The organism is Nocardiopsis mangrovi, from assembly GCF_042653925.1.
GTDB classification, from domain to species: Bacteria; Actinomycetota; Actinomycetes; order Streptosporangiales; family Streptosporangiaceae; genus Nocardiopsis_B; species Nocardiopsis_B mangrovi.
Genome location: NZ_JBHSFQ010000016.1, coordinates 14,912 through 35,918, shown reverse-complemented (window position 1 = coordinate 35,918; position 21,007 = coordinate 14,912). Strand labels below are relative to the sequence as shown.

Below are 21,007 nucleotides of genomic sequence, written 5' to 3'. Positions count from 1 at the left end.
GACGAAGGTCTTCTAGTACTGCTCGGTCTCGACGAAGGACTCGTCCTCGTCGTCGGAACCGTAGGAGTCGGCCGCGCTGCTCGGGTCGAATCCGGGCGGGGAGTCCTTCAGCGACAGCCCCATGTCGATGAGCTTCTGCTTGACCTCTTCGATCGACTTCGCGCCGAAGTTGCGGATGTCGAGGAGGTCCTGCTCCGAGCGTGCGACCAGTTCGCCGACGCTGTGGATGCCCTCGCGCTTGAGGCAGTTGTAGGACCGGACCGTGAGGTTCAGGTCCTCGATCGGCAGCGCGAGGTCGGCCGCCAGAGCGGCGTCCGTGGGCGAGGGGCCCATGTCGATGCCCTCGGCGTCGACGTTCAGCTCGCGCGCCAGGCCGAACAGCTCGACCAGCGTCTTACCGGCGCTCGCGACGGCGTCGCGGGGGCGGATGCTCGGCTTGGTCTCGATGTCCACGATCAGCCGGTCGAAGTCCGTGCGCTGCTCGACACGGGTGGCCTCGACCTTGTAGGTGACCCGCAGAACCGGCGAGTAGATCGAGTCGATCGGGATGCGCCCGATCTCCTGACCCGGCTGCTTGTTCTGGGTCGCCGAGACGTAGCCGCGGCCGCGCTCGACCGTCAGCTCCATCTCCAGCTTGCCCTTGCTGTTGAGCGTGGCGATGTGCAGGTCGGGGTTGTGCACCTCGACCCCCGCCGGCGGCGCGATGTCCGCGGCGGTGACGACGCCCGGGCCCTGCTTGCGCAGGTACATGAGCACCGGCTCATCGTGCTCGGAGCTGACGACCAGGCCCTTGAGGTTCAGGATGACCTCGGTGACGTCCTCTTTGACGCCGGGCACGGTGGTGAACTCGTGCTCGACGCCCTCGATGCGGATGCTGGTGACAGCGGCACCGGGGATGGACGACAGCAGGGTGCGCCGCAGCGAGTTGCCGATCGTGTACCCGAAGCCGGGCTCCAGGGGCTCGACGACGAACTTCGAGCGGAACTCCGAGATCGATTCCTCGTTGAGCGTTGGACGCTGAGCGATCAACATGGTCCGTGATTCCTTTCCCACGGCCGCCCGCTATTTGACGGCCACTGGACGGCCCCGCGGTCGCGGGGCCTCATCATCGTGCTACCCGGTTCTCTACCCGGCCGCGCGGGCCTGCCGACACATGGTGCGGCGGACCCGCGTGGCGGCGCGGCATGGGCCCGGTCAGACCCGGCGGCGCTTCGGCGGGCGGCAGCCGTTGTGCGGGACCGGGGTGACGTCCTGGATGGAGCCGACCTCCAGGCCGGTGGCCTGGAGCGACCGGATGGCGGTCTCACGGCCGGAGCCGGGGCCCTTGACGAAGACGTCCACCTTGCGCACCCCGTGCTCCTGCGCGCGGCGGGCCGCGGCCTCGGCGGCCATCTGCGCCGCGAACGGGGTGGACTTGCGCGAACCCTTGAAGCCGACCTGCCCGGAGCTCGCCCACGAGATCACCGCACCGGTGGGGTCGGTGATGCTCACGATCGTGTTGTTGAACGTGCTCTTGATGTGAGCATGCCCGTGGACGATGTTCTTCTTTTCCTTGCGGCGCACCTTGCGTGCGGCGCCCTGACGGCCCTTAGGCGGCATACCTCAAAACTCCCAAGATCATCGGTCCGTTGGCGTCCCGGACACTGGCGTTGCGTCCGGACGGACTACTTCTTGCCGGCCTTCTTCTTGCCGGCCACGGTCTTCTTCTTGCCCTTGCGGGTGCGGGCGTTGGTCTGTGTCCGCTGACCGTGGACCGGGAGGCCGCGACGGTGCCGGATGCCCTGGTAGCACCCGATCTCCATCTTGCGGCGGATGTCGGCCTGGACCTCACGGCGGAGGTCACCCTCGACCTTGTAGTTGGCGTCGATCCAGTCGCGCAGGCTGACCAGCTCGTCCTCGGAGAGCTGGTGGACACGGGTGTCGGGGCTGACGCCCGTGTTCTTCAGGGTCTCGATGGCGCGGGTGCGCCCGATCCCGAAAACGTAGGTGAGAGCGATCTCCACCCGCTTGTCGCGGGGGAGGTCGACGCCGGCAAGGCGTGCCATGTGGGCGAACTCCTTCGTGCTCGTGCGGAGGTCTCACCCGTTCCACTGCCCTCTCGTCGCCCAATCGACGAGGCCCCGGCCTCCGACCGGGGGTGGTCCGCTCCCCATGGGAGCGGATCGGAACGGGTCTCTATCTCCCGCCGACGGCGCTGGGGCCGTGCGGCGGTCCTGCGGTCGCGGCGTCGGTCAGCCCTGACGCTGCTTGTGGCGCGGGTCCGAGCAGATGACCATGATCCGGCGGTTACGGCGGATCACTCGGCACTTCGCGCAGATCTTCTTGACGCTCGGCTTGACCTTCATGGTGGCTCCGGACTCAGCCGTCACCGTGGCCGCCGACAGGGCCGGCCTCGCGTGACGGTCTACTTGTAGCGGTAAACGATGCGCCCGCGCGTGAGGTCGTACGGGCTGAGCTCCACGACGACACGGTCGTCGGGGAGGATCCGGATGTAGTGCATCCGCATCTTCCCGCTGATGTGGGCGAGGACTTTGTGCCCGTTGTCGAGCTCCACTCGGAACATGGCGTTGGGTAGGGACTCGATAACGGAGCCCTCGATCTCGATGGCGCCGTCTTTCTTTGCCATATCCTCCACGCTTCGGGATCACCCCCGCCTGCGCGGGGTAACAACGAGTCAGGGGCCGACCGAAGGCGGCCCCGTACCTTTGAGCTGAATTTCAAACACAGACACTGAGAAATCAGGTCAACTGCAACAGCATACGCCGGACTCCGAACGCACGCGAGTAAAGGCAGCCTGACCCAACAGCCCGAGTGTGGGCACGGCCATCTTACCCGCACCGCGCCACCACTTCCGACGCGGCGCGGTCGCGCCCGGTGCGGCCGGGCGGACCGGGCTCACTCGGCGGCGTCGGCCCCGCGGTCGGTGGCCACCGCCGCCAGGGTGATGAAGACCATGACGATCCCCCACGGGCCGAGCACCCACAGGAACCACGGGTAGGTGGCTCCCTCTGCGAGGTAGAGGATCAGCCAGATGGTGAAGCAGAGGGTGTTGACCCCCGCCCACAGCCCCCACGGGATGAGCAGAGCGGGGTCGCGCAGCAGCGCGGGCTGGTCGCCGCGCGCGGCCGGGCGGACGGGTTCGGCGGGCAGGTCGGCGAGGTCGCGCTCGGGCAGGTCCTCGGTGAGCGGGCGCAGGTCGCCGTGGGTCCGCGCCCGGTACGCGCTCTCCAGCCGCCCACTGAACTCCTCACTGTCGAGCCTGCCCTGGGCGAAGTGCTCCTGGAGCAGCTTGGCCACACGGTCGCGGTCGGAGTCCGAGGCCCTGATCTCAGGCGATTGCTCGGACATCGCCCACCTTCCTCACCGAAGACGTGTCGGGCCGGACGGCCGCACGCCCCATCGTAGCCGTGTTCCCGAAGCGGTCTCCGGGAGCGCTGCGCGGCCCCGGCCGGGCCCGGAGGCCCGGCCCCGCAGGCGGTGCGGAGGAGCGGTGCGCCGGATGCGGGCGGCGTGCCGGGGGCGCCCCACAGGCCCAGCGGGCGGACCCGCTACCCGGGGTCGGGCAGGCCCAGGGCGGCGATCTTCTCGCGGTTCTCGGCGCGGGCGGTGAGCACCCGCGGGCCCTCGGCGGTGACGGCGACGGTGTGCTCGAAGTGCGCCGAGCGCTCGGCGTCGCGGGTGACGACCGTCCAGCCGTCGTCGAGCTGGAGCACGTGGCGGGTCCCCAGGTTGGCCATGGGCTCGATCGCCAGACACATCCCCTCGACGAGTTCGAGCCCGCGGCCGCGCTTGCCGTGGTTGAGGACGTGCGGCTCCATGTGCATCTCGGTGCCGATGCCGTGGCCGCCGTACTCCTGGACGTTGCCGTAGCGGCCCTGGGAGCGGATGTAGCCGTCGATCGCGTGCCCGATGTCGCCGAGGCGCTTGCCGGGGCGCAGCTGCGCGATGCCCTGCCACATGGACTCCTCGCACACCTCCATGAGGCGGCGGTCGTCCTCGGCCAGGGCGCCGACGGCGACCGTGATCGCGGAGTCGCCGTGCCAGCCGTCGAGGATGGCGCCGCAGTCGATGGAGATGATGTCGCCATCTGCCAGCACCCGGTCGGCGCGCGGGATGCCGTGCACGACCTCCTCGTTGACGGAGGCGCAGATGGAACCGGTGAAGCCGTGGTAGCCCTTGAAGGACGGCACGGCGCCGGCCGCGCGGATGCCGCTTTCGGCGATGGCGTCGAGGTCCAGGGTGCTGATCCCCGGGCGCACCGCCGCGCGCAGCTCGTCGAGGGTGCGGGCGACGATCTCCCCCGCCGCCCGCATCTTCCCGATCTCTTCCGAGGTCTTCAGCTGGATCTCGGGGTCGGCTCTGCGGAACATCAGGAGGCGCGTCCCAGCGCCGCCTGCGCCCGCGCGGTGACGTCCTTGACGTCGCCCACCGCCGCGATGGTCACCAGGATGCCCTCGCTCTCGTAGAACTGCACGAGCGGAGCGGTCTGCTCGCGGTAGACGTCCAGCCGGTGCCGGATCGTCTCCTCCTTGTCGTCCTCGCGCTGGAACAGCTCGCCGCCGCAGGAGTCGCAGACGCCGTCGGTCTTCGGCGGGTCGAAGACGACGTGCTGGGCGTGCCCGCAGTTCCGGCAGGAGCGCCGGCCGGAGAGCCGCTTGACGACCTCTTCCTCGTCGACGCGCAGTTCGAGCACCACGTCGAGGCGTGCGCCGAGGTCGTCGAGGATCTTGTTCAGGGTCTCGGCCTGCGCGACGTTGCGCGGGAAGCCGTCGAGCAGGAAGCCGCCTCGGGCGTCCTCCTGCGCCAGGCGGTCCCGCACCATGGCGTTGGTGACCTCGTCGGGGACGAGGTCACCGCGGTCCATGTACGCCTTGGCCTGCTGACCCAGCTCGGTGCCACCGCTCACGTTGGCACGGAAGATGTCGCCAGTGGACACCTTCGGGATGGACAATTCTGACGCCAGGATCTGGGCCTGGGTGCCTTTTCCGGCCCCAGGCGGTCCCACCAATACGGCACGCACTATCGCAGAAAACCTTCGTAGTTCCTCTGCTGGAGGTGACTCTCGATCTGCTTCACCGTGTCCAGCCCGACACCGACCATGATCAGGATGCTCGTGCCGCCGAACGGAAAGTTCTGGGACGCGCCGGACGCGCCCATCGCGATCATCGGAAGCAGAGCGATCACACCCAGGTACAGCGAGCCGGGGGTCGTCAGCCGGGTCAGGACGTAGTCGAGGTACTCGGCGGTCGGACGACCCGGACGGATACCCGGGATGAACCCACCGTACTTCTTCATGTTGTCGGCCACTTCAGTGGGGTTGAAGGTAATGGCCACGTAGAAGAAGGCGAACCCGATGATGAGGACGAAGAAGGTCGCCATGTACACGGGGTGCGACCCGCTGACGAAGTACTCGTTGAGGAACCGCACGGCCGCGTTGTCGGAGTCCTGCCCGAGCAGGCCGACACCGAGTTGCGGCAGGTAGAGCAGCGAGGAGGCGAAGATCACCGGGATGATGCCGGCCTGGTTGACCTTCAGCGGGATGTAGGTGGAGCTGCCGCCGTACATGCGCCGGCCCACCATGCGCTTGGCGTACTGCACCGGGATGCGGCGCTGCGCCTGCTCCATGAAGACCACGCCGGCGATGAGCACCAGGCCCGCGATGCAGATCAGCGCGAAGATCCAGGTCTCCTGCTCCTGGTACATCGTGGCGATGGAGGAGGGGAACATCGCGATGACGGTCGTGAAGATCATCAGCGACATGCCGTTGCCGACGCCGCGCTCGGTGATGAGCTCGCCGAACCACATGATGACGCAGGTGCCCGCGGTCATGGTGAAGACGATGGTGACCAGGGTGAGGATGTCCTGGTTGGGCATGTACGCCGACACCGGGATCTGGTTCTGGAAGAGCTGGCCGGTGCGGGCCATGGCGACGATGCTCGTGGACTGCAGGACCGCGAGGGCGAGGGTCAGGTAGCGCGTGTACTGCGTGATCTTCGACTGGCCCGCCTGCCCCTCCTTCTTCAGCGCTTCGAGCCGCGGGATCACCACGGTGAGCAGGTTGATGATGATGCTCGCCGTGATGTAGGGCATGATGCCCAGGGCGAAGACGGCGAGCTGGAGGAGCGCGCCGCCGCTGAAGAGGTTGACGAGCGCGTAGACACCGGTGGTGTCGGCGTTCTGCACGGCCTCCAGCTGGTCCCTGATCGCCGCCGAGTTGATCCCCGGGGCGGGGATGACCGACCCGAGCCGGTAGATGGTCAGGATGAACAGCGTGAACAACAGCTTGTTACGCAGGTCGGGCGTGCGGAACGCACGGACGAACGCACCTAGCACGTCTCCTCCTGCGAGGCTTCGGCGGCGGAACCGGTTCGAGACATCGCGGCCGATCCTGAATCGTCGTAGAGCGTCAGCGCCGGGCGTCCGCCCGGTGCTCGGAAGTCATCGGTGAAGCAGTATCGCACTGTAACAGTGATTCGGCGGGTAAGCAGGATCACGCTGATAACAACCGGTGTCCGCCCGATCGCACGCACGCGCCGTCCCCTCGGGGTACAGCGGATACGGCGACAATGGCCGGAACCGGCGTGAACCGCCCCGCCACAACGCGCAGGGGCGCCCGCCGGCGGACCCATCTCATGGGTTCTGCCTGCGGACGCCCCTGGAACGTCACGTCGAACCGGCCTACAGCTCGGTGACGGTGCCGCCGGCGGCCGTGATCTTGGCCTTGGCCGACTCGGAGAACGCGTTCACGCTCACCTGGACGGCCACCGAGATCTCACCGGTGCCCAGCACCTTAACGAGCTCGTTCTTGCGGACCGCGCCCTTGGCCACGAGCCCCTCGACGGTGACCTCGCCACCCTCGGGGTAGAGCTCGCTCAGCTTGTCCAGGTTGACGACCTGGTAGACGGTCGTGAACCGGGCGTTGCTGAAGCCCTTGAGCTTGGGGACCCGGCGGATGAGCGGCATCTGGCCGCCCTCGAAGCCGACGGGCACGGTGTTGCGCGCCTTGGTTCCCTTGGTACCGCGACCCGCGGTCTTGCCCTTCGACGCCTCGCCGCGGCCCTTGCGGACCTTGGACTTGTTGGCGCCGGGGGCGGGCCGCAGGTGGTGGAGCTTGAGCAGCTCGTCGGGGTTGTAGTCGCTCATTCGCTGACCTCCTCGACAGTCACGAGGTGTGCGACCACGTTGATCTGGCCGCGGACCTCGGGGCGGTCGTCACGGACGACCGACTTGCCGATCCGGCCCAGACCGAGGGAGCGCAGGCTCTCGTGCTGCTTGCGCACCCCGCCGATCTTGGAACGGACCTGCGTGATCTTCAGCTTCGCCATGGTCAGGCACCCGCCTTCGCTTCCGCACGGGCCCGGAGCATGGCCGCCGGAGCGACGTCCTCGATCGGCAGGCCGCGGCGGGCCGCGATCTCCTCGGGACGGTTGAGCCCCTTGAGCGCCGCGACGGTCGCGTGCACGATGTTCAGCGGGTTGGACGAGCCGAGCGACTTGCTCAGCACGTCGTGGATACCCGCGCACTCCAGCACCGCGCGCACCGGACCGCCGGCGATGACACCGGTACCCGGGGCGGCGGGACGCAGGAGGACGACGCCGGCGGCGTCCTCGCCCTGGACCCGGTGCGTGATCGTGCCCTGGATGCGGGGGACGCGGAAGAAGTTCTTCTTCGCCTCCTCGACACCCTTGGCGATGGCCGCGGGGACTTCCTTGGCCTTGCCGTAGCCGACGCCCACCATGCCGTTGCCGTCGCCGACGACGACCAGCGCGGTGAAGCTGAAGCGCCGACCACCCTTGACGACCTTGGCGACCCGGTTGATGGTCACGACCTTTTCGATGTACGAGACACCCTTGTCTGCGGCGCCGCCGCGGCGATCGTCACGGCGGTCACGCCGCTCGCCACCGGCGCCGCGCCGAGGAGCTGCGGCCATCAGTGGTTCCTCTTCCCGTCGATGTTCATATCGCTAGAACTCCAGCCCGGCGTCACGCGCACCCTGGGCGAGCGCCGCGATACGGCCCTGGTACCGGAAGCCGCCGCGGTCGAACACGACGGCGGTGATGCCGGCGTCCTGGGCGCGCCGCGCCAGGAGCTCGCCGACCTTCTGCGACTTCTCGGACTTCTTGCTCTCGTCGTGGCGCACGGAGGGGTCGAGCGTCGAGGCGGACACCAGGGTGTGGCCCTTGGTGTCGTCGACGATCTGCGCGACCATGTGCTTGGACGAGCGGGTGACGACCAGGCGCGGACGCTGCGCCGTACCCGAGATCTTCTTGCGGACTCGCAGGTGCCGCCGCGCACGGGAAGCCGTGCGCGATGCCGTCCCCTTGCGGACCGGCGTCGAGCTCTTGCCCATGCTACTTACCAGCCTTTCCGGCCTTGCGGCGGATGTGCTCGCCCTGGTAGCGCACGCCCTTGGCCTTGTAGGGGTCGGGCTTGCGCAGACCGCGGATGTTGGCGGCGACCTGGCCCACGAGCTGCTTGTCGATGCCGTCCACGTGCAGCAGGGTCGGCTTCTCGACGCGGAAGGTGATGCCCTCGGGCGGCTCCACCACGACGGGGTGGCTGTAGCCCAGGGAGAACTCCAGGTTGGAGCCGCGCGCCTGGACGCGGTAGCCGACGCCGTGGATCTCCAGCGTCTTGCTGTAGCCCTTGGACACGCCCTCGATGAGGTTCGCGATCAGCGCACGGGTCAGCCCGTGCAGCGAGCGGTTCTCAGGCTTGTCGTCCGGGCGCGCCACCTGGACCGTACCGTCTTCCTGAGAGACGGTGACGGGAGCGGCGACGGTGTGCTTCAGTTCGCCCTTCGGCCCCTTGACGTTGACGTCTTGCCCGTTAATCGTGACTTCGACGCCCTTGGGGACCGAGATCGGCAGTCGTCCGATACGCGACATGCGGAAATCTCTCCCTCTACCAGACGTAGGCGAGGACTTCGCCGCCCACGCCGCGCTTCTTGGCCTGCTTGTCCGTCATCAGGCCGCCGGACGTCGAAATGATGGCCACGCCGAGGCCGCCCAGGACCCGCGGAAGGTTGTCCTTCTTCGCGTAGACCCGGAGACCGGGCTTGGAGACCCGGCGGACGCCGGCGATGGAACGCTCACGCGTGGGCCCGTACTTCAGGTCGACGACGAGGTTCTGGCCCACGGGGGCCTCCTCGGTACGCCAGCCCTGGACGTAGCCCTCCTGCTGGAGGATCTCGGCGATGTGCGCCTTGATCTTGGAATACGGCATTGACACGGTGTCGTGATACGCCGAATTCGCGTTACGCAGACGCGTGAGCATGTCTGCGATCGGGTCGGTCATCGTCATGGCCGATTGGCCCTTCCTCACCGCGGTTTCCCCAAGGGCAGGCCATTCCCTCATGGCCTGGTCCCGCGCGCCGGGCGCGGATTCCTCTAGGACCTACGGCGTGGTCATGGGCACCGTGCGGGTTGTACGCACCGTGCCCGGTCGGTTCATTGTGGTTCGCGGCGGTGTCCTACCGGCCGCTTCGATGTAGCGGTCGCGCCAGGCCGGTACGGCTGTGGCGGCGACCTCAAGCCGGGGCCGGCCGCGGATGCCCGCAGCCGGCCCTGCCGGCGGCTACCAGCTCGACTTGGTGATGCCCGGCAGTTCGCCCCGGTGCGCCATTTCGCGGAAGCAGATACGGCACAGGCCGAACTTCCGGAAGACGGCGCGCGGACGACCGCACCGCGAGCAACGAGTATACGCGCGAACAGCGAACTTGGGCTTCCTGTTCGCCTTGGCGATCAGCGCCTTCTTAGCCATCGTCGATCCCCCTAGGCTTCCTTGAAGGGGAAACCGAGCCGCTTGAGCAGGCTGCGCCCCTCATCGTCGTTGGTCGCCGTGGTGACGACCGTGATGTCCATGCCCCGCTGGCGGTCGACCTTGTCGGGGTCGATCTCGTGGAACATGACCTGCTCGGTCAGGCCGAAGGTGTAGTTGCCGCGGCCGTCGAACTGCTTCGGGGAGAGCCCGCGGAAGTCGCGGATCCGGGGCAGCGCCAGCGAGAGCAGGCGGTCGAGGAACTCCCACATCCGGTCGCCGCGCAGCGTGACGCTGGCGCCGATCGGCTGGCCCTCGCGCAGCTTGAACTGCGCGATGGAGTTCTTCGCCCGGTTGATCTTCGGCTTCTGCCCGGTGATCGCCGACAGGTCGGCGATCGCGCCCTGGATCAGCTTCGCGTCGCGCGCGGCCTCACCGACACCCATGTTGACCACGATCTTCGTCAGACCGGGGACCTGCATGATGTTGCCGATGTCGAACTCTTCGCGCAGACCGGCGATGATCTCGGTGCGGTACTTCTCCTTGAGCCGCGGCATCGCCGGGGCGGCGGTGTCAGTGGTGACCGTCATCAGATGTCCTTACCGGTACGGCGGGAGACCCGAACCTTGGTTCCGTCTTCCTCGAAGCGGTAACCGACACGGGCGGGCTTGCCGTCCTCCACGAGCGCGACGTTGCTCACGTGGATGGGGCCCTCCTTGGTGACGACCTCACCCTGCTGGCCGCCCGCCGGGTTGGCCTTCTTGTGCTTCTTGATGAGGTTCACGCCCTCGACGATGACACGCTGCTCCTTGGGAATGGCCCGCAGGACCTTCCCGGTGGCACCCTTGTCCTTGCCGGCGATGACGATGACCTCGTCGTCCTTTTTGATCTTCATCGCCTAAAGCACCTCCGGCGCCAGCGAGATGATGCGCATGTACTTCTTGTCCCGCAGCTCGCGCCCGACCGGGCCGAAGATGCGGGTGCCCCGCGGGTCCCCACCGTCCTTGATGAGCACGGCGGCGTTCTCATCGAAGCGGATGTAGGAGCCGTCGGGCCGGCGGCGCTCCTTGGTGGTGCGCACGATCACGGCCTTGACGACATCGCCCTTTTTCACGCCCGCGCCGGGAAGGGCGTCCTTCACGGTCGCCACGATGGTGTCGCCGATGCCCGCGTAGCGCCGACCCGAGCCGCCGAGGACACGGATGGTCAAGATCTCCTTGGCCCCCGTGTTGTCGGCGACCTTGAGTCGCGACTCCTGCTGAATCACGTCTGCTCCTGATATGTGCGCGCGAAATCACTCCGCTCGCGCGCTAGGTGGTCTCACCCCCCGGCGACCGATCTCCACGAACCGGCCGCCGGACAGGGGTCTACTTAGCCTTCTCCAGGATCTCCACGATGCGCCAGCGCTTGGTCGCGGACATCGGGCGGGTCTCCATCAGGCGAACCCGGTCGCCGATTCCGCAGGAGTTCGCCTCGTCGTGGGCCTTGTACTTCGTGGTGCGGCGGATGACCTTGCCGTACAGCGCGTGCTTGACGCGGTCCTCCACCTCGACAACGACGGTCTTCTCCATCTTGTCGCTGACGACCAGGCCCTCGCGCACCTTGCGGTAGTTGCGCTCCTGGTCGCGGGTCAGAGCCTTCTCTTCGCTCATTCGGCTGCTTCCTTCGTCTCCTCAGCCGACGCCAGCGGCATGATGCCCAGCTCGTGCTCCCGCATGATCGTGTAGATCCGCGCGATCTCGCGCTTGACAGTGCGCAGCCGGTTGTGGTTGTCGAGCTGCCCGGTGGCGGCCTGGAAGCGGAGGTTGAACAGCTCCTCCTTCGCCTCCTTGAGCTTGGTGACCAGGTCCTCCTGGGACTCGGTCCGCAGCTCCTGGGCGGTCAGGGACTTCGCCATCACGCCTCCACTTCGCGCTTCACGAACTTGCACTTCATAGGGAGCTTGTGCATCGCACGCCGCAACGCCTCCTTGGCGATGGGCTCCGGCACACCCGAGAGCTCGAACATCACGCGGCCCGGCTTGACCGGGGCGACCCACCACTCGGGGGAGCCCTTACCCGAACCCATGCGGGTCTCGGCCGGCTTCTTGGTGATGGGGCGGTCCGGGAAGATGTTGATCCAGACCTTGCCGCCGCGCTTGATGTGGCGGGTCATGGCGATACGAGCGGACTCGATCTGCCGGTTGGTGACGTAGGCGGACTCCAGAGCCTGGATCCCGTACTCACCGAAGTTGACCTTGGTGCCACCCTTGGCGCGCCCGCTCAGGGACGGGTGGTGCTGCTTGCGGTGCTTGACCTTGCGGGGAATGAGCATCGGTCAGCTCCCCTCGTTCCCGGACTTCTCGGCACCCTGGCCGGCCTCGGCCGACACCGCGGGCTTGCCTTCGGCCTGCTGGTTGGGGCCGCCCTGCTGGCCGCCGCGGCGACGGCGCTGCGGGCGCTCGCGCCGCTGGCCGCCACCACCGCCGCCGCCGCCCGGCGCGCGCTGAGCGGCCTGGGCCGCCTCGCGCTCGGCGCGGGTCGCGGGGGCGTCGCCCTTGTAGATCCAGACCTTGACGCCGATGCGGCCGAACGTCGTACGGGCCTCGAAGAACCCGTAGTCGATGTCGGCACGCAAGGTGTGCAGGGGCACGCGGCCCTCGCGGTAGAACTCCGAGCGCGACATCTCGGCGCCGCCGAGACGGCCGCCGCACTGGATGCGGATGCCCTTGGCACCGCTCTTCATGGCGCTCTGCATCGCCTTGCGCATCGCCCGGCGGAACGCGACGCGGCTCGACAGCTGCTCCGCGACACCCTGGGCGACGAGCTGCGCGTCGGTCTCGGGGTTCTTGACCTCGAGGATGTTGAGCTGGACCTGCTTCTTGTTGGTCAGCTTCTCAAGGTCGGCGCGGATGCGGTCGGCCTCCGAACCGCGGCGGCCGATGACGATGCCCGGCCGGGCGGTGTGGATGTCGACGCGGACGCGGTCGCGGGTGCGCTCGATCTCGACCTTGGAGATCCCGGCCCGCTCCATGCCGCGGTTCAGCATCCGGCGGATGGCCACGTCTTCCTTGACGTAGTCCTTGTACATCTTGTCGGCGTACCACCGGGTCTTGTAATCGGTGGTGATGCCAAGTCGGAACCCGTGCGGGTTGACCTTCTGCCCCACTATCGGGTCCTTTCCTTCGTCTTCTTGGACGAGGCGCCCGCGCTCTCGCGCGACTCAACGACCACGGTGATGTGGCTTGTCCGCTTGGTGACACGGAAGGCGCGGCCGAAGCCCCGCGGACGGATGCGCTTCAGGGTCGGACCCTCGTCCACCCACGCGCCGCCGACGATCAGCGTCTCGCGGTCCAGCTTGTCGTTGTGCTCGGCATTGGCGATGGCGCTCGCGAGCACCTTGCCCACCGGTTCGCTCGCCGCTTGGGGCGCGAACCGGAGCACCGCCTGTGCCTCGTCAGCGGGCAACCCGCGAATAAGGTCCACCACCCGGCGGGCCTTTCGGGGCGTAACACGGACGAACCGTGCCTGTGCCCTCGTTCCCATCGCTTTTCCCTCGCTCACGGAATTCACCCCACCACCGTGGGGTATCGGCTTCTACTCCTACTGCAACCGCTAACGGCGGCTACGGCGGTCTTCCTTGACGTGGCTCCGGAAAGTGCGCGTGGGAGCGAACTCGCCGAGCTTGTGGCCGACCATCGACTCGGACACGAACACCGGGACGTGCTTGCGACCGTCGTGGACGGCGATCGTGTGGCCGATCATCTCGGGGATGATCATGGACCGCCGCGACCACGTCTTGATGACGTTCTTGGTGCCCTTTTCGTTCTGCCCTTCCACCTTCTTGATGAGGTGGTGGTCGACGAAGGGACCCTTCTTAAGGCTACGTGGCATCAGACGTGCTCCTTACCGCTTCTTCTTGCTACGCCGACGCACGATGAGCCGGTCACTGCCCTTGTTCGGCTTGCGGGTACGCCCCTCGGGCTTACCCCACGGGCTGACCGGGTGACGGCCACCCGAGCTCTTGCCCTCGCCACCGCCGAGCGGGTGGTCGACCGGGTTCATGGCGACACCGCGGACGGTCGGGCGCTTGCCCTTCCACCGCATGCGGCCGGCCTTGCCCCAGTTGATGTTCGACTGCTCGGCGTTGCCGACCTGGCCGACCGTGGCCCGGCAGGTGACCTCGACCTGGCGCATCTCGCCCGAGGGCATGCGCAGCGTGGCGTAGGCGCCCTCCTTGGCCAGCAGCTGGATCTGCGTCCCGGCGGAGCGGCCCAGCTTGGCGCCGCCGCCCGGCTTCAGCTCGACCGCGTGCACGAACGTACCCGTGGGGATGTTGCGCAGCGGGAGGCAGTTGCCCGGCTTGATGTCGGAGGTCGGCCCGTTCTCGACGCGGTCGCCCTGCTTGAGGCCGGCCGGAGCGAGGATGTAGCGCTTCTCGCCGTCGATGTAGTGGAGCAGAGCGATCCGCGCGGTGCGGTTCGGGTCGTACTCGATGTGGGCGACCTTGGCGGGGATGCCGTCCTTGTCGTGGCGGCGGAAGTCGATCACGCGGTAAGCGCGCTTGTGACCCCCACCCTGGTGGCGAGCGGTGATACGGCCGTGGCCGTTCCGCCCGCCCTTGGAGTGGAGCGGACGCACCAGGGACTTCTCGGGCTCCGAGCGTGTGATCTCGACGAAGTCGCTCACGCTGGAGCCGCGACGGCCCGGCGTCGTCGGCTTGTACTTACGAATGCCCATCTTCTTCGCGCATTCCTTTACGTGTTACTCGGTGTGAAGCGGTCGGGCGGGCGCGGGGCGCCCCGGATCAGACGCCGAAGATGTCGATCCGGTCGCCGTCCCGCAGGCTCACGATCGCGCGCTTGGTGTCGGGACGCTTCCCGAAACCGAACCGCGTCCGCTTGCGCTTGCCCTGACGGTTGATCGTGTTCACGCTGGTGACCTTCACGTCGAAGATCTTCTCCACCGCGATCTTGATCTGCGTCTTGTTGGCATCGGGCTGCACCACGAACGTGTACTTGTTCTGGTCCATGAGCCCGTAGCTCTTCTCGGAGATCACCGGTTCGATGATGATGTCCCGAGGGTCGGGGATCCTCACTGGTCGTCCTCCTGAGACGTCGCAGCCTGCGCGGCGCCGGTGGCGTGCGCCACGAACTCCTCGTAGCCGGCCTCGGTGAAGACCACGTCGTCGGCGTACAGGACGTCGTAGGTGTTGACCTGATCGGCGTCCAGGACGTGCACCTCGGGCAGGTTGCGCAGCGCCAGGCGGTTCGCCTCGTCGGCGCGCTCCAGGACGACCAGCACCTTGGAGGAGTCGGTGACCTGGCGGAGCGCCTTGAGGGCGGTCTGGGTGCGCTTGGCCGTGGTGTCCTCGGCGACGAACGCGCTGATGACGTGCACACGGCCGTGGCGGGCCCGGTCGGACAGGGCACCGCGGAGAGCGGCGGCCTTCATCTTCTTGGGCGTGCGCTGGCTGTAGTCGCGCGGCTTGGGGCCGTGCACCGTGCCGCCGCCGGTGAACTGCGGGGCGCGGGTCGAACCCTGGCGGGCGCGGCCGGTGCCCTTCTGGCGGTACGGCTTCTTGCCACCACCGCGGACCTCGCCGCGGGTCTTGGTGGAGTGCGTCCCCTGGCGGCCGGCGGCCTCCTGCGCGACGACGACCTGGTGGATCAGCGGGATGCTGACCTTCTGCTCGAAGATCGACGCCGGGAGCTCGACGCTCCGCCCGGCTGCGCCCTCGGGGTTCTTGACCTCGATGGTCGCCATGGTTACTTGTCCCCCTTCGCGGCGGTGCGGACGAGCACCAGCCCGCCGTTGGGGCCGGGCACCGCGCCCTTCACCAGGATGAGGCCCTTCTCGACGTCCACGGCGTGGACGGTGAGGTTCTGGATGGTCTTGCGCACGTTGCCCATGCGCCCCGCCATCCGCAGGCCCTTGAACACGCGGCCGGGCGTGGCGCAGCCGCCGATGGAACCGGGCGACCGGTGCTTGCGCTGGGTACCGTGCGTGGCGCTGAGGCCGCGGAACCCGTGGCGCTTCATGACGCCCGCGAAGCCCTTGCCCTTGCTCTTGCCGGTGACGTCGACCTTCTGGCCCGCCTCGAACGTCTCGGCGGTGACCTCCTGGCCGAGCGTGTACTCGGTGGCGTCGGAGGTGCGCACCTCGACGTAGTGGCGGCGCGGGGTCAGGTCGTGCTTGCGCAGGTAGTCGCCGAGCGGCTTGTTGACCTTGCGCGGGTTGATCTGCCCGTAGCCGAGCTGGACGGCGGTGTAGCCGTCGGTCTCCGGAGTGCGGACGCGCGTCACGACGCACGGACCGGCCTTCAGGACCGTCACGGGCACGATCTTGCCCGAGTCGTCGAAGACCTGGGTCATGCCGAGCTTCTCGCCCAGGACTCCCTTGATCTGCTTGGTGGCCATGTCTGTGCGTCCCTTAAAGCTTGATCTCGATGTCGACGCCGGCCGGAAGGTCGAGCCGCATGAGCGAGTCGACGGTCTTCGGCGTCGGGTCGATGATGTCGATCAGCCGCTTGTGCGTGCGCATCTCGAAGTGCTCGCGCGAGTCCTTGTACTTGTGCGGCGATCGGATGACGCAGTAAACGTTCTTTTCCGTCGGCAACGGCACCGGGCCAGCGACCTGCGCGCCGGTCCGCGTCACGGTCTCGACGATCTTTCGAGCCGAGCTGTCGATGACCTCGTGGTCATAGGCCTTGAGCCGAATGCGGATCTTCTGTCCCGCCATGGTGGCCTTTTCGTCCTTCGCTTAGTGTCCGTAGAGGCGCCGTGCCAGTTGACCGGCCCTGTGCCCGCAGGGGGATGCCCTTGTCTCTTCGAGGCCCTATTCACCTGAGAAACCACTACAGGGCTGTCCCCTGAGGTGCATCACCGCTACAGAGCCCGATGACGTCGTTCATGGTGTGGCGGTCGGGCCGGTGTGCGACCCGACCGCCACCCGGGGACGGTTCCGGCGTCGCCGCCGGCGCCGTCCCCGCGCGCTCGTGCTACTTGTTGATCTTGGTAACGCGGCCCGCGCCCACGGTCCGGCCGCCCTCGCGGATGGCGAACTTCAGGCCGTCCTCCATGGCGACCGGCTGGATCAGGTTGACGGTCATCTCGGTGTTGTCACCGGGCATGACCATCTCCGTGCCCTCCGGCAGCGTGACGACGCCGGTGACGTCGGTGGTGCGGAAGTAGAACTGCGGACGGTAGTTGTTGAAGAAAGGCGTGTGGCGGCCACCCTCGTCCTTGGACAGGATGACGACCTGGGCCTCGAACTCCGTGTGCGGGGTCGTGGTGCCCGGCTTGATGACGACCTGGCCGCGCTCGACGTCCTCGCGCTTGGTGCCGCGCAGGAGCAGGCCGACGTTGTCGCCCGCCTGACCCTGGTCGAGCAGCTTGCGGAACATCTCGACACCGGTGACCGTGGTGGTCTGCTTCTCTTCCTTGATGCCGACGATGTCAACGGTCTCGTTGACGTTGATGACACCGCGCTCGATGCGGCCGGTCACGACGGTGCCGCGGCCGGTGATCGAGAAGACGTCCTCGATCGGCATCAGGAAGGGCTTGTCGATGTCGCGCTGCGGCTCCGGGATGTTCTCGTCGACGGCCTTCATCAGCTCAAGGACGGACTTGCCCCACTCGGCGTCGCCCTCGAGCGCCTTGAGCGCCGAGACCTTGACGACCGGGAGGTCGTCACCCGGGAACTCGTACTCGCTGAGGAGCTCGCGCACCTCGAGCTCGACCAGCTCGAAGATCTCCTCGTCGTCGACCATGTCGGCCTTGTTCAGCGCGACGACGATGTAGGGAACGCCGACCTGGCGGGCCAGGAGCACGTGCTCCTTGGTCTGCGGCATCGGGCCGTCGGTCGCGGCCACCACCAGGATGGCGCCGTCCATCTGCGCCGCACCGGTGATCATGTTCTTCACGTAGTCGGCGTGCCCGGGGCAGTCGACGTGCGCGTAGTGACGCGCCTCGGTCTGGTACTCGACGTGGGCGACGGAGATGGTGATACCGCGCTCGCGCTCCTCAGGAGCGTTGTCGATGTCCTCGAACGGCGTGAAGGGGTTGAGCTCCGGGAACGCGTCGTGCAGGACCTTGGTGATGGCCGCGGTAAGAGTGGTCTTACCGTGGTCAATGTGACCGATGGTGCCGATGTTGACGTGCGGCTTGGTCCGCTCGAACTTGGCCTTCGCCACTGGATTTCTCCTAGACGTACAGGGTTGCTAGCTGACTTGGTTACGTGTCGCGGTTATTCGCCGCGGGCCTTCGCCACGATCTCTTCTGCGACGTTGGACGGGACCTCCGCGTAGGAGTCGAACACCATCGTGTAGTTGGCTCGACCCTGCGTGCGGCTGCGCAGGTCACCCACGTAGCCGAACATCTCCGACAGGGGCACCTGGGCCTTGACGACCCGCGCGCCGGCGCGCTCGTCCATGGACTGGATCTGCCCGCGCCGACTGTTGAGGTCGCCGATCACGTCTCCCATGTAGTCCTCGGGAGTCGTGACCTCGACCGCCATGACCGGCTCCAGCAGGACGGGCTTCGCCCGCCGAGCCGCGTCCTTGAACGCCATGGAGCCGGCGACCTTGAACGCGAGCTCCGAGGAGTCGACATCGTGGTAGGCGCCGTCCTGCAGGGTCACCTTCACGCCGACGAGCGGGTACCCGGCGAGCACGCCGAACTCGGCGGCCTCCTGGCATCCGGCGTCGACGGAGGGGATGTACTCCCGCGGGATCCGGCCGCCGCTGATGTTGTTGACGAACTCGTAGCCGGCGCTGTCGCCATCGGCATCGGCCACGATGGGCTCGAGGTCGATGATGACGCGGCCGAACTGGCCGGAGCCACCCGTCTGCTTCTTGTGGGTGTACTCGACCTTCTCGACCTTCTTGCGGATGGTCTCGCGGTAGGCCACCTGCGGCTTACCGATGTTCGCCTCGACCTTGAACTCGTCGCGCATGCGGTTGACGAGCACCTCAAGGTGCAGCTCGCCCATACCGGAGATCACGGTCTGGCCGGTCTCCTGGTCAGAGGACACCTGGAAGGAGGGGTCCTCCTCGGCCAGGCGCTGGATCGCGGTGCCCAGCTTCTCCTGGTCGCTCTTGGTCTTGGGCTCGATGGCGACCTCGATGACCGGGGCCGGGAAGGTCATCGACTCCAGCACGATCGGCTGCGCGGGGTCGCACAGCGTCTCGCCGGTGGTGGTGTCCTTCAGGCCCATGACGGCGATGATGTCGCCGGCGCCAACCTGCGCGATCTCGGTGCGCTTGTTGGCGTGCATCCGGTAGATCTTGCCGATGCGCTCCTTGCGGCCCTTCACGCTGTTCAGCACCTGCGAGCCGGCCGTCAGCACACCGGAGTAGATGCGCAGGTAGGTCAGCTTGCCCAGGTGCGGGTCGCTCATGATCTTGAAGGCCAGCGCGGAGAGCGGCTCTTCCTCGCTCGGCCGGCGGACCAGGTCGGGCGCCTCGGTCTCGTCCTTGGGGTCGTGGCCGGCGATGGCCTCGACGTCCAGGGGCGAGGGGAGGTAGGCGACGACCGCGTCGAGCAGGGGCTGGACACCCTTGTTCTTGAACGCGGTACCGCACAGCACCGGGATGGCGGTGCCGGCGATCGCCACGCGGCGGATGGCGGGCACGACCTGCTCGACGGTGGGCTCGACGCCCTCCAGGTAGAGCTCCATGATCTCGTCGTCGGCCTCGGCCAGCGTCTCGATCATCTTGTCGTGCGCCTCACGAGCGGCCTCGACGTGGGTGTCGGGGATCTCGATCGTGTCGTACATCTCGCCCTTGCTGGCCTCGTCGCTCCAGACGTAGGCCTTCATGCGGACGAGGTCGATGACGCCCTTGAACTCGCCTTCGGCGCCGATCGGCAGCTGGATCGCCAACGGGTTGGCGCCCAGGCGGTCGACGATCATGTCGACGCAGCGCTGGAACTCCGCGCCGATCTTGTCCATCTTGTTGACGAAGCAGATCCGCGGAACGCCGTAGCGGTCCGCCTGGCGCCACACCTGCTCGGACTGCGGCTCGACGCCTTCCTTGGCGTCGAACACCGCGACCGCGCCGTCGAGCACGCGCAGGTTCCGCTCGACCTCGATGGTGAAGTCGACGTGGCCCGGCGTGTCGATGAGGTTGATCGTGTGGTCGTCCCAGTGAGTGGTGGTCGCGGCGGACGTGATCGTGATGCCGCGCTCCTGCTCCTCCTTCATCCAGTCCATGGTGGCCGCGCCCTCATGAACCTCACCGATCTTGTAGTTCACACCGGTGTAAAAGAGGATCCGCTCGGTCGTCGTCGTCTTGCCCGCGTCGATGTGCGCCATGATCCCGATGTTGCGGACCTTGGCAAGGTCAAGAGCAGTGGTAGCCATCTGGCTCGTCTTCTCTCGGTCTCTCGTCGATTCAGCCGCGGGGGTTACCAGCGGTAGTGGGCGAAGGCCTTGTTGGACTCCGCCATCTTGTGCGTGTCCTCGCGGCGCTTGACGCTGGCGCCGAGACCGTTGCTGGCGTCGACCAGCTCGTTCATCAGGCGCTCGGTCATCGTCTTCTCACGACGCTGGCGGGAGTAGCTGACCAGCCAGCGAAGGGCCAGGGTGGTGCTGCGGGACGAACGGACCTCGACCGGCACCTGGTAGGTCGCGCCACCGACACGGCGGCTGCGCACCTCAAGGGCGGGCTTCACGTTGTCCAGCGCGCGCTTCAGCACGACGAGCGGGTCCTGCCCGGTCTTCTCACGGGCGCCCTCGAGGGCGTCGTAGACGATCCCCTGGGCGATGGAGCGCTTGCCGTCGAGCAGCACCTTGTTGATCAGAGAGGTGACCAGCGGCGATCCGTAGACCGGGTCGGTGATCAGCTGGCGCTTCGGCGCCGGGCCCTTGCGCGGCATGCTTACTTCTCCTTCTTCGCGCCGTAACGGCTGCGCGCCTGCTTGCGGTTGCGGACGCCCTGGGTGTCGAGCGAGCCACGGACGATCCGGTAACGGACACCGGGCAGGTCCTTCACACGGCCGCCGCGCACGAGCACGATGGAGTGCTCCTGGAGGTTGTGCCCGATACCGGGGATGTAGGCCGTGACCTCGATCCCGCTGCTGAGCTTCACACGGGCGACCTTGCGCAGAGCGGAGTTCGGCTTCTTGGGCGTAGTGGTGTAGACACGCGTGCACACACCACGACGCTGCGGACTCCCCTTCAGCGCCGGGGTCTTGTTCTTCGAGACCTTGTCCTGTCGGCCCTTACGGACCAGCTGCTGGATGGTGGGCACCGCGTCTCCGTCTTTCTCG

At 67.5% G+C, this 21,007-nt stretch carries 34 protein-coding genes; all 34 read right to left on the bottom strand.

Going from position 1 to position 21,007, the window contains the following annotated elements; all coding sequences use genetic code 11:
* Nucleotides 1–12 precede the first annotated feature (12 nt).
* Nucleotides 13–1,032, bottom strand: coding sequence for a DNA-directed RNA polymerase subunit alpha (locus ACFO4E_RS16825; protein ID WP_378575932.1), 1,020 nt, complete (start codon nt 1,030–1,032; stop codon nt 13–15).
* A 162-nt stretch (nt 1,033–1,194) separates the two neighbouring features.
* Entirely contained in the window at nt 1,195–1,599 is a 405-nt protein-coding gene (rpsK, locus tag ACFO4E_RS16820) for a 30S ribosomal protein S11 (protein ID WP_179645417.1), read from the bottom strand.
* 65 nt (nt 1,600–1,664) lie between these two features.
* Complete coding sequence (gene rpsM, locus ACFO4E_RS16815; protein ID WP_378575930.1) at nt 1,665–2,045, bottom strand: 30S ribosomal protein S13; 381 nt, start codon at nt 2,043–2,045, stop codon at nt 1,665–1,667.
* A 186-nt stretch (nt 2,046–2,231) separates the two neighbouring features.
* A complete protein-coding gene (gene rpmJ, locus ACFO4E_RS16810) occupies nt 2,232–2,345 on the bottom strand; it encodes a 50S ribosomal protein L36 (RefSeq protein ID WP_082206327.1) in 114 nt (37 codons plus the stop codon).
* Between the two features lie 59 nt (nt 2,346–2,404).
* Complete coding sequence (gene infA / locus ACFO4E_RS16805; RefSeq protein WP_017593374.1) at nt 2,405–2,626, bottom strand: translation initiation factor IF-1; 222 nt, start codon at nt 2,624–2,626, stop codon at nt 2,405–2,407.
* Between the two features lie 269 nt (nt 2,627–2,895).
* Complete coding sequence (locus ACFO4E_RS16800; protein WP_378575928.1) at nt 2,896–3,348, bottom strand: DUF1707 SHOCT-like domain-containing protein; 453 nt, start codon at nt 3,346–3,348, stop codon at nt 2,896–2,898.
* A 200-nt stretch (nt 3,349–3,548) separates the two neighbouring features.
* Entirely contained in the window at nt 3,549–4,370 is an 822-nt protein-coding gene (gene map, locus ACFO4E_RS16795; RefSeq protein WP_378575926.1) for a type I methionyl aminopeptidase, read from the bottom strand.
* Nucleotides 4,370–5,008 carry an adenylate kinase gene (locus tag ACFO4E_RS16790; protein WP_378575924.1) on the bottom strand — a complete coding sequence of 213 codons (639 nt, stop codon included), beginning with the start codon at nt 5,006–5,008 and terminating at the stop codon, nt 4,370–4,372. The genes map and ACFO4E_RS16790 overlap by 1 nt, the downstream gene beginning before the upstream one ends.
* Before the next feature lie 11 nt (nt 5,009–5,019).
* Entirely contained in the window at nt 5,020–6,333 is a 1,314-nt protein-coding gene (secY, locus tag ACFO4E_RS16785; RefSeq protein ID WP_378575922.1) for a preprotein translocase subunit SecY, read from the bottom strand.
* 345 nt (nt 6,334–6,678) lie between these two features.
* Nucleotides 6,679–7,143, bottom strand: coding sequence for a 50S ribosomal protein L15 (gene rplO, locus ACFO4E_RS16780; protein WP_378575920.1), 465 nt, complete (start codon nt 7,141–7,143; stop codon nt 6,679–6,681).
* Nucleotides 7,140–7,325, bottom strand: coding sequence for a 50S ribosomal protein L30 (rpmD, locus tag ACFO4E_RS16775; RefSeq protein ID WP_378575918.1), 186 nt, complete (start codon nt 7,323–7,325; stop codon nt 7,140–7,142). The genes rplO and rpmD overlap by 4 nt, the downstream gene beginning before the upstream one ends.
* 2 nt (nt 7,326–7,327) lie before the next feature.
* Nucleotides 7,328–7,930, bottom strand: coding sequence for a 30S ribosomal protein S5 (gene rpsE, locus ACFO4E_RS16770; RefSeq protein WP_378529517.1), 603 nt, complete (start codon nt 7,928–7,930; stop codon nt 7,328–7,330).
* Between the two features lie 33 nt (nt 7,931–7,963).
* On the bottom strand, nt 7,964–8,350 hold the full coding sequence (rplR, locus tag ACFO4E_RS16765) for a 50S ribosomal protein L18 (RefSeq protein WP_378575916.1): 387 nt from the start codon (nt 8,348–8,350) through the stop codon (nt 7,964–7,966).
* Between the two features lies 1 nt (nt 8,351).
* The gene (rplF, locus tag ACFO4E_RS16760) at nt 8,352–8,888 is read right to left on the bottom strand and encodes a 50S ribosomal protein L6 (RefSeq protein ID WP_378575914.1); all 537 of its coding nucleotides are present in this window, start codon (nt 8,886–8,888) and stop codon (nt 8,352–8,354) included.
* A 16-nt stretch (nt 8,889–8,904) separates the two neighbouring features.
* A complete protein-coding gene (gene rpsH, locus ACFO4E_RS16755) occupies nt 8,905–9,303 on the bottom strand; it encodes a 30S ribosomal protein S8 (protein ID WP_067964593.1) in 399 nt (132 codons plus the stop codon).
* 273 nt (nt 9,304–9,576) lie between these two features.
* The gene (locus tag ACFO4E_RS16750) at nt 9,577–9,762 is read right to left on the bottom strand and encodes a type Z 30S ribosomal protein S14 (RefSeq protein WP_184079638.1); all 186 of its coding nucleotides are present in this window, start codon (nt 9,760–9,762) and stop codon (nt 9,577–9,579) included.
* Nucleotides 9,763–9,773: 11 nt separating this feature from the next.
* A complete protein-coding gene (gene rplE / locus ACFO4E_RS16745) occupies nt 9,774–10,349 on the bottom strand; it encodes a 50S ribosomal protein L5 (protein WP_378575912.1) in 576 nt (191 codons plus the stop codon).
* Complete coding sequence (gene rplX, locus ACFO4E_RS16740) at nt 10,349–10,654, bottom strand: 50S ribosomal protein L24 (RefSeq protein WP_378575910.1); 306 nt, start codon at nt 10,652–10,654, stop codon at nt 10,349–10,351. Before rplX ends, rplE begins: the two co-directional genes overlap by 1 nt.
* Before the next feature lie 3 nt (nt 10,655–10,657).
* Nucleotides 10,658–11,026 carry a 50S ribosomal protein L14 gene (rplN, locus tag ACFO4E_RS16735; RefSeq protein ID WP_067964586.1) on the bottom strand — a complete coding sequence of 123 codons (369 nt, stop codon included), beginning with the start codon at nt 11,024–11,026 and terminating at the stop codon, nt 10,658–10,660.
* A gap of 100 nt (nt 11,027–11,126) precedes the next feature.
* On the bottom strand, nt 11,127–11,411 hold the full coding sequence (gene rpsQ / locus ACFO4E_RS16730; RefSeq protein ID WP_378575908.1) for a 30S ribosomal protein S17: 285 nt from the start codon (nt 11,409–11,411) through the stop codon (nt 11,127–11,129).
* Nucleotides 11,408–11,656: a 50S ribosomal protein L29 gene (gene rpmC / locus ACFO4E_RS16725; RefSeq protein WP_378575906.1), complete on the bottom strand. Its 249-nt coding sequence runs from the start codon at nt 11,654–11,656 to the stop codon at nt 11,408–11,410. The genes rpsQ and rpmC overlap by 4 nt, the downstream gene beginning before the upstream one ends.
* Nucleotides 11,656–12,072, bottom strand: coding sequence for a 50S ribosomal protein L16 (gene rplP, locus ACFO4E_RS16720; RefSeq protein WP_378529509.1), 417 nt, complete (start codon nt 12,070–12,072; stop codon nt 11,656–11,658). The genes rpmC and rplP overlap by 1 nt, the downstream gene beginning before the upstream one ends.
* A 3-nt stretch (nt 12,073–12,075) precedes the next feature.
* Nucleotides 12,076–12,906, bottom strand: coding sequence for a 30S ribosomal protein S3 (gene rpsC, locus ACFO4E_RS16715; RefSeq protein WP_378575904.1), 831 nt, complete (start codon nt 12,904–12,906; stop codon nt 12,076–12,078).
* On the bottom strand, nt 12,906–13,283 hold the full coding sequence (rplV, locus tag ACFO4E_RS16710; RefSeq protein ID WP_378576088.1) for a 50S ribosomal protein L22: 378 nt from the start codon (nt 13,281–13,283) through the stop codon (nt 12,906–12,908). Before rplV ends, rpsC begins: the two co-directional genes overlap by 1 nt.
* A gap of 69 nt (nt 13,284–13,352) precedes the next feature.
* Entirely contained in the window at nt 13,353–13,631 is a 279-nt protein-coding gene (gene rpsS / locus ACFO4E_RS16705) for a 30S ribosomal protein S19 (protein WP_378529507.1), read from the bottom strand.
* A 12-nt stretch (nt 13,632–13,643) separates the two neighbouring features.
* Complete coding sequence (gene rplB, locus ACFO4E_RS16700) at nt 13,644–14,477, bottom strand: 50S ribosomal protein L2 (protein ID WP_378529506.1); 834 nt, start codon at nt 14,475–14,477, stop codon at nt 13,644–13,646.
* A 67-nt stretch (nt 14,478–14,544) separates the two neighbouring features.
* The gene (gene rplW / locus ACFO4E_RS16695) at nt 14,545–14,835 is read right to left on the bottom strand and encodes a 50S ribosomal protein L23 (protein WP_378575902.1); all 291 of its coding nucleotides are present in this window, start codon (nt 14,833–14,835) and stop codon (nt 14,545–14,547) included.
* A complete protein-coding gene (gene rplD / locus ACFO4E_RS16690) occupies nt 14,832–15,503 on the bottom strand; it encodes a 50S ribosomal protein L4 (protein WP_378575900.1) in 672 nt (223 codons plus the stop codon). Before rplD ends, rplW begins: the two co-directional genes overlap by 4 nt.
* A gap of 2 nt (nt 15,504–15,505) precedes the next feature.
* On the bottom strand, nt 15,506–16,156 hold the full coding sequence (gene rplC / locus ACFO4E_RS16685; protein ID WP_378575898.1) for a 50S ribosomal protein L3: 651 nt from the start codon (nt 16,154–16,156) through the stop codon (nt 15,506–15,508).
* Between the two features lie 13 nt (nt 16,157–16,169).
* Nucleotides 16,170–16,478, bottom strand: coding sequence for a 30S ribosomal protein S10 (gene rpsJ, locus ACFO4E_RS16680; protein ID WP_013156110.1), 309 nt, complete (start codon nt 16,476–16,478; stop codon nt 16,170–16,172).
* 259 nt (nt 16,479–16,737) lie between these two features.
* Entirely contained in the window at nt 16,738–17,931 is a 1,194-nt protein-coding gene (tuf, locus tag ACFO4E_RS16675; RefSeq protein ID WP_378575896.1) for an elongation factor Tu, read from the bottom strand.
* A 53-nt stretch (nt 17,932–17,984) separates the two neighbouring features.
* Nucleotides 17,985–20,099 (bottom strand): elongation factor G, encoded by a 2,115-nt coding sequence (fusA, locus tag ACFO4E_RS16670; protein WP_378575894.1) that lies wholly within the window; start codon nt 20,097–20,099, stop codon nt 17,985–17,987.
* A gap of 44 nt (nt 20,100–20,143) precedes the next feature.
* Nucleotides 20,144–20,614, bottom strand: a complete 471-nt coding sequence (rpsG, locus tag ACFO4E_RS16665; RefSeq protein ID WP_378575892.1) for a 30S ribosomal protein S7 — start codon at nt 20,612–20,614, stop codon at nt 20,144–20,146.
* Between the two features lie 2 nt (nt 20,615–20,616).
* Complete coding sequence (rpsL, locus tag ACFO4E_RS16660; RefSeq protein WP_067964557.1) at nt 20,617–20,988, bottom strand: 30S ribosomal protein S12; 372 nt, start codon at nt 20,986–20,988, stop codon at nt 20,617–20,619.
* Nucleotides 20,989–21,007 lie beyond the last annotated feature (19 nt).